This is a genomic window from Shewanella insulae (assembly GCF_009831655.1).
Taxonomy (GTDB): Bacteria; Pseudomonadota; Gammaproteobacteria; order Enterobacterales; family Shewanellaceae; genus Shewanella; species Shewanella insulae.
Window position 1 is genome coordinate 112,447 of record NZ_WRPA01000013.1, and the last position, 13,230, is coordinate 125,676.

Below are 13,230 nucleotides of genomic sequence, written 5' to 3' on the forward strand. Positions count from 1 at the left end.
GTTAGGCCTAATTGCAGGCCGATAGAGATGAGAAGCAAACTGATGAGCGATGAGCAAAGCGTAATCGATAACCTGGACGATCTAGCCAGCTTCCTGCTGCAGGTAGAAAACGGTGGCCTGGGACTGGAAGGGGTCGAGGGCGTCGGCATGGCAACCAATAATGCCGATGGCCGTCATTTTGTGGCCGTATTCGATAAGAACCACAAGCTGCTGCATGCCCGCTGGATCACAGATGAAGTGTTCGAGCAGGGTAAGGAGATGGTTCGTCACGGCGTCTCTAAGCACTGAGACCTGGCTAAACGCTAAAGATAAGAGAAGCCCATGGCATCAAGTCCTGGGCTTTTTTATTTGCGGTATGATGTGACGTGCTTACCTAGTCGCTTAGTCACTTAGTCACTTAGTCACTTAGTCGCTTAGTTGCTTAGTTCGAGTCACAGCATGAAGCATCAATATAGGTTAGAGTGCTAGGTCGTTGGCGTAAGGCCATGGGCCCTAAAGCCAAGGCGAATTAAATATTGAGAAGGAGAAGTTATGCAGCGCGCGGAAGATTTCATTAACGCCTTGCAGTTAGAGCAACATGTGGAAGGGGGTTACTATCGCTCCTCCTATCGGGCGGTAGAGGCCTTCGATGACAGGCGTCAGCTGTGGACCAGTATCTATTTCCTGCTACGAACCGGTGAGGTGTCTCACTTTCATCGTTTAACCGCCGACGAGATGTGGTATTTTCATGGCGGCGAGCCTCTGACCATCTATATGATCGATGCAGCTGGAGAGTTGACCACGGCTGAGCTGGGGCTGGACGTTGCCGCCGGTCAGCGGCCACAATTTCTGGTGCCTAAGGGTTGTATATTCGGCTCAGCCATGAATAATCCGGGCTTCTCGCTGGTGGGCTGCATGGTATCGCCAGGCTTTACCTTCGAGGACTTCGAGTTGTTTGAACGCCAGCCTCTGCTGGATGCCTATCCTCAGCATAAGGCGATCATAGAGCGTCTGACCCGTTAATTCTGTTGCCTGTCTTGCTGCTTATTTAGCGGATAAAAAGGGCGGCCTATAGAGGCCGCCCTTAATGCTTTAGCGAGAGACTATTTGCTCTGCCACTGAGCGATATAGTCCTTCAGGTCGATCATGGCGGCGTTACCTACGTATGGCACGGCGGCCAGGGTGTCCATGTCGGCGATCGGTCTGGCGGCGATGATATTGTTGGCGGCAGTCTTGTTCATGGCCGCGTCAATATCCAGCTCGGTCAGGGTCGCGTTATTGACGATATCGAGCACCACACTCACGTCGCTTGCGCTGAAGAAGACCCCTTCCCAGGTGCCTTCCTCATAGGCGGGTTTCGCACACTCAGCGCCGTTGCCTGCTACGCAGTAGGTGTAGCTGAAGTGTCCTTCGAACTCGGCAGCGGTTTCAGCGTCGTGGATCACTACGATGTTTTCGTCGTTACCGAAGGCCGCGGCGCCACTGATGTTGTGTGAGCCCGTCAGTACCATGTCGTCGATGATCATGTACTTATGATGGAACTTATCGCCACCATTTAACTTGGCGACACGCACGTCGGCAGGGTTTTCCCAGATGTTGTTGACGGCCCCTGTGTAGCTGTCTACCTCGATATTACCTGAGGCATTAGGCTTCTCTATGCCCAGCATGTCCTGGAACTCAGAGTAGTAGCGTGAGAAGAAAGAGGAGTCACCCAGGCCCTGTATCTCGACACCTGCATCGTGTCTCAGCTCCATCTCATCGGCCACATCCTGGGCGCTAATGACAAACTGTGCCAGGTGAATGCGATACTGGGCGTTGCGAATGTACTGCTGCATGTTGTACAGGGTCGAGCCCACATAGACGCTTGGGGATTGCGGAGTGAACTGCACATCGATGCGGATATTGTCGTTATTGGTGTAGATGGTTTCCAGCTGATGATCAGGCTTGCCCAGGCCAAAGAGAGAGTCTTTGGCGCCGCCCTGGCCGTCGCCCCACATCAGGTTGAACTGATGGGTATAGACGCTGGCCAGTTGGTTGGAGTCTATGATAACGATATGGTTATCATTGCCTTCGCTGATCAGGTTACCCTGGGCATCCAGATCGCCATGTACACCAGACTGGCTAAAGTTGGTGCTGCCTGTGAGCACCTTCTTGCCGTCGACGACGATGAACTTATTGTGTTGGATCTTGGAGCCTGCGCTACCGTTTTCGGTATCGTCTATCCAGGGGACGCCGCCTTGATTCAGGATGGCGATGGCCTGGTCGTTCTCGCCGGCGATGTTGTCTTCGTCGGTGACAAACTTAACATCGACGCCGCGTTGCTTGGCGGCCACCATGGCATTGGCGATGCCGGGCAGGTCGAGGTCATAGATAGCCATATACAAGGTGCTATTGGCAGAATCGATTAGCTCGATAATTTTCTGTTCAAGGTTGGCTTGAACGGCGGGTGGATTGACCACGTGATTAAAGTAAACTTCAACATCATCGGCATAGCTCATTGTAGAAGCTAGCGATAACAACAACCCCATATTCAGTTTATTAATTTTCATGTTTTACCTTATTTTTATAATAAAAGTGTAAATCGAAAATGAGTAATCTGAATCCAAATTTCATTGTAGTTTTTTTCTACATTTAACCATCCTTAGTTTAAAAACTCGACAGCATACTAACAGGCTGTTGTGACATTTAGTAGGTTTTAGTTAACAAAAGTTATACAGATGTCTCATTTTTCGGACATTTGAAAATATTCATATTGTTTGTTAGTTATGCAGTATTTTGAATATAATTTGCGCGATTAGTCGGTTAAAATGACTAATCATTCTTGTTGCATTGTTTTGCTTTAAAAACAGTGAGGTAAGCTTAATTGAACCCGCGTATGGTGCTAAGTGTTAGGGAGATGATGGGGGATAGCATATAAATCATTAATATTATTTTGTTTAAGTTTTTAATGGAGCTTTTTTTTGTAACACTATTTCACTTGTTAATTAAGTGTTAATTGATTTGATTTAAAAACAAGAGGGAGGTGTGGGATTATTTTGCGAGTTAGAATTTGAATAGAAATAATTCAATTAGCTTAGAAGGGAAAGAAGAATGTTATGAATATAGTAAAATGTATGAAATCGGCCCGGTAGGAAATATTAGGGAGGTTGACGGGCCGATTTAAAGTTGTCTAGATTTTTCCCATATCACAGTTTATTCCCACATTACATTGTCATTATTCTTGGCCGCCGACTCGAATAGTTCGATGAGGGGCAGCGCCCTTTGTTTCAGGCTCACATAGGGGCCCTTATCATCTTCGTCATCCTCTGACTGTGAGGGCTGAGTTGGTGCATTGGCTACCGCCTGTTGCAGGCGGGCGAGGGCGCTGGGCACATCTTCGGCGCGAATCGCGCCTGGTACCGAGTTGCTATGGCCGAGTATCTTCAGGAAGGTCTGGGCCACGTCGCCAAACAGGGTGATATTGGCGTAATGCTTGGTTTTAAAGGTGACTAACATGCTGCGACTCCTTGGTGTGTGTAGGGACTATGACTCGGCTTGGCATAGCTTGTCGATCAAATTATAACCTATTGTCTATTAAACGTTTTGTTAATTTTCATTGCATGAGATTGTGACCTTGGTTTGTTTCGCCCTTGGCGGGAAATGTTATAAATAGCTCACTCATTTCGGGCGCCAATCAAGCGGGCATTTCACAAGGAAGCAGCATGCAAGAGATCAATACCTTTATTAAAGAGAACATAGGCGCGGTCAGTACGAATGTCTTCGTCGCCCCTGGGATCCCTGAAAAGAAACTCAACAACGCGGCCAAGTCAATGGGATTGGTGGACAGGGTCAATACCATCATCGCCATCTATGACAACACGGTATTTGGCAGCGCTAAGGATGGCCTGGCCTTCACCGGGGAACACCTAGTGTTTAAGCCTATGTTCGATGACCCGATGCTCTTCCCCTATGACGATATCGAGAAGGTGGACTATGTCGAATATGTTTCGACAAACGATAAGGGTAAGGAGAAGAAGGAGGTTGCTGTCGAGCTCCTGAGAAAGGATGGCTCATGTAACACCATAGACGGCCTGATCGATTGTGACTACCGGCTGCTGGCCGAGATCCTCAATCGCGCGGTGACCGAGTGCGACAACTTCGAGGAGGAGAATCAGATAGTCACTTTGGCGGAGATGTCTGAGGCGTTAAAGGTCGCCTATGTCAAAGTGATCGCCAACATGGCCTTTGCCGATGATGGTGAGGTGGATAAGAAGGAGTTTTCCGAGATCCTGATGCTGATGACCCGGCTGGAGCTGACCACCGAATCTCGCTTCGAGTTGAGGGGCTACCTCTCCACGGAGCAGAATCAACGTCCCCTTGCCGAGCTGCTGGCCACCATAGACGCAGAATGTGTACCCAGCCACAACAAGGCAGTGAAGATCTCTCTGGTGAAAGACCTTATCAGCACCTATATGAGTGTTAACGACGGCTCTTATGAGAACTTCGCGTTTCTCGAGGAGAACAAGGCATTGTTCGGCGTATCTGACGAAGAGATAGAGCTGGCGCTGATGGCGATTCAGCATGACTTTAAGATGCTCAGAGAGGACTTTACCGATGATGCCCTCAAGCGCGGCATGAAGGAGCTATCGGCCAAGGCGGGCGCGGTCGGCGTGCCGCTGGCTGCCGTCTATCTGTCGGGCTCCGTGGTGGGGCTCTCGGCGGCGGGCATGACCTCTGGGCTTGCCGCCCTCGGGCTGGGGGGCGCACTGGGCTTCTCCAGCATGGCAACCGGCATAGGTGTTGCCGTATTGCTGGGAGTCGGTGCCTATAAGGGGATCAAGCACTTCACCGGTGCCAACGAGCTGGATAAGACCAAGCGCCGGGAGCTGATGCTCAACGAGGTGATTAAGCAGACCCAGGCGACCCTGTCGCTGCTCATCAACGACCTTAACTATATTACCGACAAGTTTAATCAGGCGGTGGCCAGCTACGGTATTCAAGATGCCAAGGTGCAGAAGCTGATGAAGATGATGACATCGCTGACGGGCGCCGCCGATGTCCTCAGTCAGAAGTCGGGTAAGATGCAAAACAGCCGTATCAAGCTGCGCTGCCCTATCAAGCTTGACGAGCCTAAGCTGAAGTCGCTGACTCAGGAGCCGGTGAAGAAGCAGTTCTACGCCCTAGTGATGGGATACTATCAGAAGGTGGAAGAGGAGGTTCAGCAGGGGGATGAAACTGAGGCCGTCACTGTGCTGAGGATTAAGCCGGACATCCCGACCTGTGAGCTGGATAAACTGGCAGCCGTGTTCGATGCCATTGGCTATTTCAAGGCGGCCGATGTGATTAAGGGTAAGTTGTCAGGGATCTTCTCCTGATGGCGAGCAAGGATGAACAGGCGGGCGCCTTGCTCGCTCAGCAGCATCAACTCGAGGCTTCTGAGCAGCGCATGGCCGAGCTGGATGCGGCGCTCTCTGCATTGCAGCAGCATCAGGCCGAGAACGATCAGGCGCTGGACTCCATGCTAGAGGATATGCAGTCGATACTGGATAGCTGTGGCATCGCCTTCGATGAAGAGATTGTCATCTCTTCCGAGGTGAGTCGCTACTGCGAGGTAACCCAGGAGGAGAGCACCTTAAGCATAGGTAGGCTATCGCCCCTGGCGAGTATGGATTTCAATGAGCAGATGAGCTGGCAAGCCTATATGGCCTCGGTGCAGGGCTATGCCCAGGCCCAGGGGATAGATCTGAGCAGTGATCCCTATAGCCGCCTGATGACCCTGAGTCAGCGAGTTGCACTGGAGAAACGGATCGCCGAGGAGTTTTCCCTCAAGTCGTCCCAGTGTGACAAGTATGACTACCAGATCGCGGGAACCGCAGGAGTGATTGGTGGCCTAATCGATCTCGCCTTCGGTGGCGTGCCCAAAGAGAGCCAGTTGACTAGGGGCGCCGATAAGCTGGCGGAGAAGGCGGTGGAAAATTTTGCCCGCTTCAATGGCTGGGAGGGGGGCCGCGGCAATCAAACCTCTAGCGCCATCAGCTTTCTAGAGGGCAAGTTTAGCGTCAACTATGATCAGGCTACCTCCTTTGGCCCCAATGGCACGGCTGGTGCGGTCAAACACATGAGTACCAAGAACCACCACCTCAAGAGTCTGGCCCACAGCCCCTGCCTAGTGGGGCTGTTCTTCTCCATCATCAATCAGTTTACCCAGAGTGCCAGTTTCGTCAGCGAAGGTAAGCTGGTGACCATATCGGCAGAGGCAGAGCTTCAGGGGCACAATTTTATCGCTAAGATATTCTGTGGCGTTGCCAACTGGTTTGGGCATCTGATGTCCGACGTGTCCGGTTCTTCGGGGATAAACAGAAACCAGCCCGACTATGGACGCGGCTCGGGTATCCCCATTCCTTTCTATAACCTGTTGCAGTTTATGGAGCTGGGGGAGTTTGGTCAGCACCGGCAGAGCTTTGCGGTGGTCTGCACTAAGGTGTTCGAGCAAGGCTATGATCTCCGCCATGGTTTGGGCCTGTGTGTGCCCGTACTGGTGACCGAGCTGATCACTCGCCTAGGCTGGATGGTGAAACAGCGCTGTTACCATCAAAAGCCCTGGTCTGAGTGTGTTCCCCTGGCTAGCAATCCCGAGCTGAGGCGCATGCTGTTGGTGGCCCACGGTAGCATGTGTCTGATCGATGGTGGTGAAGCGGCGCTGCGCTCCGGCGGGGATATGGTGCAGTTTCTGTTAAGAACCAACCTGGTGGGCTGGACTCGTTTCGGCCATCTGGCAATCAAGGAGATGTATGCCTGGTATAACGCTGGCCATATCGATGCCGAGGCGGTGGATGCCTATCTGGAGGGAGAGTATCGCGCCCTGTTGGCCAGTTAATATTTCGTTAGTCTAAAAAAGCCCGGTCATCTAACCGGGCTTTTTAAGTCTTTCGTTATTGGGCATCCTTTATATCGAACACCTTGCGGCCATTGACCCAGGTCTGGTTGACCTGGGTTTGCCACAGCTGCTGTGGTTCCATGGTGAAGGGATCGCTCTCTAGCAGGATGAAGTCGGCCTTCATGCCGGGCAGTAGCTCGCCAACCTGAGTTTCCTGATGAGCGGCGTAGGCGGCGTCATGGGTAAAGCTGTTAAGGGCCTCGGTGAGGCTCATCTTCTCGCCCGGATACCAGCCCTGCACGGGCTTGTTAGCGTGATCCTGGCGAGTGACTGAGGCGTGCAGGCCAAAGAAGGGATTGGCCGACTCGATGGGAAAATCTGAGCCTGCGGCGATCACCGCGCCGCTGCCGAGTAGCTTACGCCAGGCGTAGGCGCCCTCGATCCGCTGCGGGCCGACCCTGTCTTCGGCCATATTCATGTCGCTGGTGGCGTGGGTCGCCTGCATGGAGGCTATCACCCCAAGCTCGGCAAACCTGGGAATGTCGCTCAGCTGCAGTATTTGGGCGTGCTCGACCCTGTGTCTCAGGGCTTTGGTGTGGGTCTTGGCGATCAGACTCTGATAATTATCCAGCACCAGCTTGTTGGCACGATCGCCGATGGCATGGGTGTTTACCTGAAATCCCTCCTGCATCGACTTAAGCATCAGTGCCTTTAGCTCATCTTCCTTGTAGAGCAGCAGTCCCTTGTGACCATGGAGATCCGAGTAGTCCTGCAACAGGGCGGCGCCGCGGCTACCCAGGGCGCCGTCGGCGGAGATCTTCACGCTGCTGATATCCAGCATGCTGCCGGGATGGCGATAGGGACCCTTGGCCAGGATCTGGTCGAACTGGCTATCGTCGGCGGCGACCATGGCGTAGATGCGGATCGGCATCTGCTTTTCGTCTGCTAGCTGACGATAGGCGGCGAGGGTATTGTGACCGACACCCGCGTCGTGGACGCTGGTGAGGCCGAGTCTGGCGAGATCAGTCATGGCCGCGCGCAGCGCGCGGGCCTGCTCGGCCTGGGTCAGTGCCGGGATCTGCTGCTCTATCAGTGCCATGGCGTTGTCAATAAACACGCCGCTGGGTTGTCCCTTGTCGTCACGGACGATCTCGCCGCCGCTGGGGGCCTGTGTGTCGGCATCTATGCCCGCCAGCTTCATGGCGGCGCTGTTGGCCCAGCCCGCATGGCCATCGACCCGCCTTAGCCATATCGGCGTGTCAGGAAAGGCCTTATCCAGTGTCTTGGCCGTGGGGAAGCTTTTCTCTGGCCAGAGCACCTGGTTCCAGCCGCGGCCCAGAATCCAGTTAAGATCTTTGTTTTGCTTTCTAAAGGCCTCAACCCTGGCTACCGCGGCCTGTTCAGACTCACTGCCCTTAAGATCGACCCGAATAAGATTCAGCCCCCAGCCCAGCACATGGCCGTGGGCATCGATGAGCCCGGGTAGCATGGTCTGGCCCTTGGCATCGATCACCCGGATCTTGGGTGATTGAGTTTGCAACTGGCTCGGTGCCTGGCGGTAGATCTTATCTATCTTGTCGCCACTAAAGGCGATGGCACTAAACTGGGTCAGCTTACCCTGTTCCAGGGTGTAACCCTTGAGGTTATGAATGAGGGTGGTTTGTGCCAGGGCGCTACCGGAAAGCAGCAGGCTAACGGCGAGACTTAACTTAGTTAGGGTACTCATATTATTGGTTTTTTAAGTTCGTTGTTGGATTCATACTAGCAGCTTAGGCACCGACAGAAAACTAGCCATAGGTAGTGATTGGCAAGTGCTGGAAAGCCTGAGCCAAAGCCGCGCTAATGACCTTATAGAGTAAGTGATCAATCGTTGACGGCGCGCACGCTGGGAGTTGAGGCTTCGGCCACCACCCGGTTGCGGCCCGTGTGTTTGGCCTGGTAGAGGGCGTTATCGGCGCGGTTGACCAGTGTCTTGGTTGTGTCATCTTCTCTGAGCTGGGCGGCTCCCAGGCTGATGGTGAGTGATTGCCCATCAAACTTCTGCCCGGCGATATCCTGGCGCAACTGTTCTGCCACCTTGATACAGAGGGAAAGTTGGGTTTCGGGCAGTAAGATCACAAACTCTTCGCCGCCCCAACGCGCCAAAAAATCCCCCTCACGGCAGAGGGTCTTGAGGCTGTCGGCCAGTTGGACCAGCACGCGATCGCCGCTTAGGTGACCGTGGGCATCGTTAATCTGCTTGAAGTAATCTACATCCAGAATCAGCAGGCAAAAGGGGGTCTGTCGGTGATGGCTCAGCAGTACGTACTCTTCTAACGTGATGTCGAGCTTCTCTCTGTTGTAGAGACCGGTGAGCTTGTCGGTCTCGGCCAGAGTCTGGATCTTGGCGTTGCGCGCGGCTAGTTGACGATAGGCAGACGACCGGGTGCCCTCGTAGAAGCGAAACAGCAAGATATGGGCGATCGATACCTCGATGACATTGAACAGGGCGCCCATGCCGAAGGTGACGGGCTTAGCCTCCTGGATCTGGCCATAGACTATGTAGGCGCACACAGCGAAGGCGACGAGACAGACCAGGCTACCTCGCTGACGACCCAGAAGGAAGAAGGCGAACGGCGGGATCAGGGTGGCCCAAACGAGCGAATGGGCATAGCCGCCCACCGAGGCGACGAACAGGAGGATAAGTCCCGTGACCATCAGGGTCACCGCCCAGGAGGCGAGGTTGACGTTGGCGGTGCGGTTGAAAAAGGCCAGAATCGATAGGGAGAGCAGGAAGCCGCTGGCGTCTAGGGTGGCATACTCATAGCTTTCGAAATAGAAGATATTGAGCAGGGTGAGTACCAGGAAGAAGGTACTGCTGAGCAGCAGGGTATGGCCGATTAACCGGGTGCGCCAATAGTCTCTGTGACCCGGCGGATATTGGGCAAAGTCTTTGTACCAGTACTTAAGCATGATGTCCCTTTTCTCACTGCGTCATAGAATTATTACCCAAAATTAAGTAGATTAACAGCGGCTTATATCGAGGTGATTTTTCAGTTCGTCTTCGCCAGTCAATACTCCTGACAGGTGAAGGATGGATGACGTCGAGTCTGGGTCTATGCTAGGGTGAACGCCAAGGGTAAGCGGTTTAGCCAAGGGCATTTACGCGTAGCTAAGATTTTAAAGGAGTTGTAAGAGCGATGACGGCGTTCTTGCTACAAAGGTGGAGTGAGATCAGTTGGCAATTCGGCGGCGCCCAGCTGCTGGCCATGGCCGTGTTGGCACTCTGGTTATGGGCCATCTGGCCGGTAGAAGATGTAAAGGCGCTGCTTAAGGATAAGGCGCTGCAGACTCGCCTGTTGCTGGCCATCTTCTTCGTCAATGGGCTCTGGCTTATCGACGCCAGCATCACCCCTGGGATTCATGTCCATTTTCTCGGCCTGGTGACATTGATGCTGATGTTTGGTTGGCGCCTGGCCACCCTGGCGCTGCTGTTGCCAGTCGCCTTCTTCGCGACCTTTATGCTCAAGTTACCACTGGACTTCGCTATCTATGGCCTGGTAGCCATCGCCTTGCCGCTGTTTCTCAGCTATGTGGTCTACAGCCAGGTATTTAAGTACCTGCCACATCACCTGTTCGTCTACATCTTCTGCGGCGCATTCATGAACGCCTTCCTCTGCATAGTGTTTCATATACTCTGCTGGTCAACTTGGCTCTATTTCAGCACAGACTATGACTGGGCTTATCTGACAGACAACTACCTGCTGCTGATCCCTTTGCTGGCTTTTCCCGAGGCGCTGCTGAACGGCATGGCGGTGACCCTCATGGTGGTCTATCGCCCCGAGTGGCTCTACGACTACTCGGACAGAACCTATTTCTAAGCACTTACTGTAAAAGCACCTGCTGTAAAAGTCCGGTGAGAAGTGGCTGTTATCTTGATTTTAATCAAAGGTTATCAAGATGATGGCTTAAATGTTTCAAATTGTAACCTTAGGGCGCTAGTATGCCTGCTTGTGCTCCCTCTAAGATTTATCTTCTTGGTTGCGCGGGGTCAGCCCAGGCCTCAGGCCGGGCTCAATAATAAAAAATACTAGAGTGAAAATTTACGATGGATATGTATAAGTTATCAACGGCCGCGTTAGTGGCTGGCCTGGCTTTCAATGCCAACGCCAATCTGCTGCTCAGCGAAGTGTTATACGATGCGCCCAACAATGACAGCGTCGAAGAGTATGTCGAGCTGTATAACGCCGGGTGCAGCAGTATCGACTTGAGTCAGTATCAGCTCAGCGACAACGGCAGCAGCTATGCCTTGCAGGGCACTCTTGCCCCAGGCGCCTACTATACGGTGGCGGCCAACCAGGCAGGTTTCTACAGCCTGTTTAACAGCAATCCAGATCTATATCCCATGTCGTTAAGCCTTGGCAACTCGGGCGACTTCGTGCGGCTGTCGAAGGGGAGCGAAGAGATCGATGTGGTCGCCTGGGAAGGCGGCCTGAGTGGCTGGTCGCTCAATGTGCGCGATGTCTCCCTGGCGCGCACGACTGTGATCAACACTAAGTCACAGGCCGATTGGAGCGCCATGGACAATCCGGGCTCGCCGGGCTCGGGAAGCCTGGATGCCTGCGACAGTTCTGCCGGCGGTAACGACAATCAGCTGGGCAATGGTCAGCCAAAGTCTAACCTTAGCGCGGCCAAGGGGCAGACCCTCAGTTACCTGTTCGACCTGCCCCAAGGGGCGAGCGAGGTTGTGGTGACTATGAGTGGCGGTACAGGGGATGCCGATCTCTACCTGCGCCAGGGTAGCGAGCCGACGCTGTCTGAGTATGACTGCGCCCCTTATCTTACCGGCAACAACGAGAAGTGCAGCGTCACCACACCTGTGGTCGGTCGCTACTATGTGAACATCAATGCCTATGAGGCCTATAGTGGCGTGTCGCTCAGCCTAAGCTATAGCGTAGCGACTGGCGGCGATGGCTCGGGTGGTTCGAGCGGCGATGGCTCGGCCGGTGACAATGGCGATTATGTCTACATCAGCTACTATGGCGACGCGATTGGAAAAACCGGCGCGGCGCTAAAGGCCAGCCTGAATCAGATCATCAAGGGACATACCCGTTTTAGCTATAGTCAGGTGTGGGACGGACTCAACTATGCCGATGAAGATCCGGCCAACAGCAATAACGTGATCCTCTTGTACACGGGCCGCTCCGAGCCCAAGACGAATCGCGCCGGTATGAGTAACTCACTCGATGCCTGGAACCGTGAACACGTCTGGGCCAAGAGTCATGGTTTCCCTAGCAGTAGCCAGTATGCCTATACCGATCTGCATCACCTGCGTCCGGCGGACGTCACAGTTAACAGCAGCCGTAGCAACAAGGATTTTGCCGCCGGCGGCGATGCGATTTCAGAAGCACCGGGCAACTACACTGATGCCGATAGCTTCGAGCCGCGCGACGAGGTGAAGGGCGATGTGGCACGTATGGTGTTCTACATGGATGTCAGGTATGAGGGCAACGATGCCAGTGGCACGCCGGATCTTAGCGTGGTAAACGGGGTGACCGGCAATGGCGAGCCCCTGCTTGGGGATCTCTGCACTCTGTATCGCTGGCATCAGCAAGATCCCGTCAGCGATTGGGAGCGTCGCCGCAACAATCGTATCTTCGAGTGGCAGAAGAACCGTAATCCCTTCATCGATAACAGCAGTTGGGTGAGCGAGATCTATGGCGCCTCGTGCCCATAGGCCTAACTAACTTAGTGGTTGAATGAGAAGCGCGGCCCCTAGGCTGCGCTTTTTTATGCCTGTCAGTGACTACCAGAAGTAGCCATAGCTGAGGCCGATCACGTTGAAGCCGTCGTTCTCATTGGCGAGGTTGGCGTTGGAGTAGTGGGTAAAGGAGAGGCCAAGTTTGTGGTGTTTCTGAAATATGATGCCGGCACCGAGCTTATCTTCGAACTGCCAGTGGGAACCTAGGCTGCGATCCAGATAGTGTTCGCTGTCGATATAGGTGATGCCGATCCCGCCCTCAAGGAAGAGGCTAAGGTTGTCGAAGGGATATTGATAGGTGAGCAGAGGGATGATAGAAACGCCGTGATTGTCGCTGGGGGTATAATCCTGCCAGTAATGGTAGGCCAGCTCGAGATTGATACCGAGTCGATTGCGGGTGAGCAGGTTCTCTTGCATAGGGAGCGGATAGACCAGGGCGAGTCTGTGGGCCCTGGCATTGTCAGAGCCATGCCACTTGGGGTCGGTCTGTCCCAGGCTGTAGCTCATTCCCCAGTCGGCGACCGCCGATAAGGGGATGATCGCTAAGCCCACTATGATGAACAAATTTTTCATTGGGTTATCCTCAAAAGATACGCCGCTGCTTGCGGTGTACGGTGAAAAGCCCTAAGTAAATATTAGTGGAAAAGCGGGCGGC

11 protein-coding genes are annotated in these 13,230 nt (G+C 53.5%); 6 read left to right on the forward strand and 5 right to left on the reverse strand.

From position 1 onward, the window contains the following. The first annotated feature begins 42 nt into the window (after positions 1–42). Together GNT65_RS14675 and GNT65_RS14680 are read left to right on the forward strand one after the other, a co-directional pair. Positions 43–288: a hypothetical protein gene (locus GNT65_RS14675; protein ID WP_160797545.1), complete on the forward strand. Its 246-nt coding sequence runs from the start codon at positions 43–45 to the stop codon at positions 286–288. Positions 289–531: 243 nt separating this feature from the next. Then, positions 532–1,002 (forward strand): cupin domain-containing protein, encoded by a 471-nt coding sequence (locus tag GNT65_RS14680; protein WP_160797493.1) that lies wholly within the window; start codon positions 532–534, stop codon positions 1,000–1,002. A gap of 80 nt (positions 1,003–1,082) precedes the next feature. Here GNT65_RS14680 and GNT65_RS14685 read toward each other — a convergent pair whose 3' ends face one another. Next, positions 1,083–2,528 carry a phospholipase D-like domain-containing protein gene (locus tag GNT65_RS14685; RefSeq protein ID WP_160797495.1) on the reverse strand — a complete coding sequence of 482 codons (1,446 nt, stop codon included), beginning with the start codon at positions 2,526–2,528 and terminating at the stop codon, positions 1,083–1,085. A gap of 643 nt (positions 2,529–3,171) precedes the next feature. Further along, positions 3,172–3,474, reverse strand: coding sequence for a DUF1840 domain-containing protein (locus tag GNT65_RS14690; protein WP_160797497.1), 303 nt, complete (start codon positions 3,472–3,474; stop codon positions 3,172–3,174). Positions 3,475–3,680: 206 nt separating this feature from the next. On the opposite strand from GNT65_RS14690, the gene GNT65_RS14695 reads away from it, so the two are divergent. Next, on the forward strand, positions 3,681–5,333 hold the full coding sequence (locus GNT65_RS14695) for a hypothetical protein (RefSeq protein WP_160797499.1): 1,653 nt from the start codon (positions 3,681–3,683) through the stop codon (positions 5,331–5,333). After that, entirely contained in the window at positions 5,333–6,835 is a 1,503-nt protein-coding gene (locus GNT65_RS14700; protein WP_160797501.1) for a hypothetical protein, read from the forward strand. Before GNT65_RS14695 ends, GNT65_RS14700 begins: the two co-directional genes overlap by 1 nt. A 55-nt stretch (positions 6,836–6,890) precedes the next feature. Here the strand turns inward: GNT65_RS14700 and GNT65_RS14705 are convergent, their stop codons facing one another. Both GNT65_RS14705 and GNT65_RS14710 read right to left on the reverse strand, forming a co-directional pair. Continuing rightward, a complete protein-coding gene (locus GNT65_RS14705; RefSeq protein WP_160797503.1) occupies positions 6,891–8,561 on the reverse strand; it encodes an amidohydrolase in 1,671 nt (556 codons plus the stop codon). Between the two features lie 137 nt (positions 8,562–8,698). Next, positions 8,699–9,787, reverse strand: a complete 1,089-nt coding sequence (locus GNT65_RS14710) for a GGDEF domain-containing protein (protein WP_160797505.1) — start codon at positions 9,785–9,787, stop codon at positions 8,699–8,701. 227 nt (positions 9,788–10,014) lie between these two features. On the opposite strand from GNT65_RS14710, the gene GNT65_RS14715 reads away from it, so the two are divergent. Both GNT65_RS14715 and GNT65_RS14720 read left to right on the forward strand, forming a co-directional pair. After that, on the forward strand, positions 10,015–10,695 hold the full coding sequence (locus tag GNT65_RS14715) for an energy-coupling factor ABC transporter permease (RefSeq protein ID WP_160797507.1): 681 nt from the start codon (positions 10,015–10,017) through the stop codon (positions 10,693–10,695). A gap of 227 nt (positions 10,696–10,922) precedes the next feature. Further along, complete coding sequence (locus GNT65_RS14720; protein WP_160797509.1) at positions 10,923–12,551, forward strand: endonuclease; 1,629 nt, start codon at positions 10,923–10,925, stop codon at positions 12,549–12,551. 69 nt (positions 12,552–12,620) lie between these two features. Here the strand turns inward: GNT65_RS14720 and GNT65_RS14725 are convergent, their stop codons facing one another. Then, positions 12,621–13,148, reverse strand: a complete 528-nt coding sequence (locus GNT65_RS14725; RefSeq protein ID WP_160797511.1) for an acyloxyacyl hydrolase — start codon at positions 13,146–13,148, stop codon at positions 12,621–12,623. Positions 13,149–13,230: the final 82 nt, after the last annotated feature.

What these genes read in the sequence shown, in the direction of transcription:
- GNT65_RS14675 (WP_160797545.1), top strand. Translation starts at nt 43, where the DNA reads ATGAGCGATGAGCAAAGCGTAATCGATAACCTGGACGATCTAGCCAGC.
- GNT65_RS14680 (WP_160797493.1), top strand. Translation starts at nt 532, where the DNA reads ATGCAGCGCGCGGAAGATTTCATTAACGCCTTGCAGTTAGAGCAACAT.
- GNT65_RS14685 (WP_160797495.1), bottom strand. Translation starts at nt 2,528, where the DNA reads ATGAAAATTAATAAACTGAATATGGGGTTGTTGTTATCGCTAGCTTCT.
- GNT65_RS14690 (WP_160797497.1), bottom strand. Translation starts at nt 3,474, where the DNA reads ATGTTAGTCACCTTTAAAACCAAGCATTACGCCAATATCACCCTGTTT.
- GNT65_RS14695 (WP_160797499.1), top strand. Translation starts at nt 3,681, where the DNA reads ATGCAAGAGATCAATACCTTTATTAAAGAGAACATAGGCGCGGTCAGT.
- GNT65_RS14700 (WP_160797501.1), top strand. Translation starts at nt 5,333, where the DNA reads ATGGCGAGCAAGGATGAACAGGCGGGCGCCTTGCTCGCTCAGCAGCAT.
- GNT65_RS14705 (WP_160797503.1), bottom strand. Translation starts at nt 8,561, where the DNA reads ATGAGTACCCTAACTAAGTTAAGTCTCGCCGTTAGCCTGCTGCTTTCC.
- GNT65_RS14710 (WP_160797505.1), bottom strand. Translation starts at nt 9,787, where the DNA reads ATGCTTAAGTACTGGTACAAAGACTTTGCCCAATATCCGCCGGGTCAC.
- GNT65_RS14715 (WP_160797507.1), top strand. Translation starts at nt 10,015, where the DNA reads ATGACGGCGTTCTTGCTACAAAGGTGGAGTGAGATCAGTTGGCAATTC.
- GNT65_RS14720 (WP_160797509.1), top strand. Translation starts at nt 10,923, where the DNA reads ATGGATATGTATAAGTTATCAACGGCCGCGTTAGTGGCTGGCCTGGCT.
- GNT65_RS14725 (WP_160797511.1), bottom strand. Translation starts at nt 13,148, where the DNA reads ATGAAAAATTTGTTCATCATAGTGGGCTTAGCGATCATCCCCTTATCG.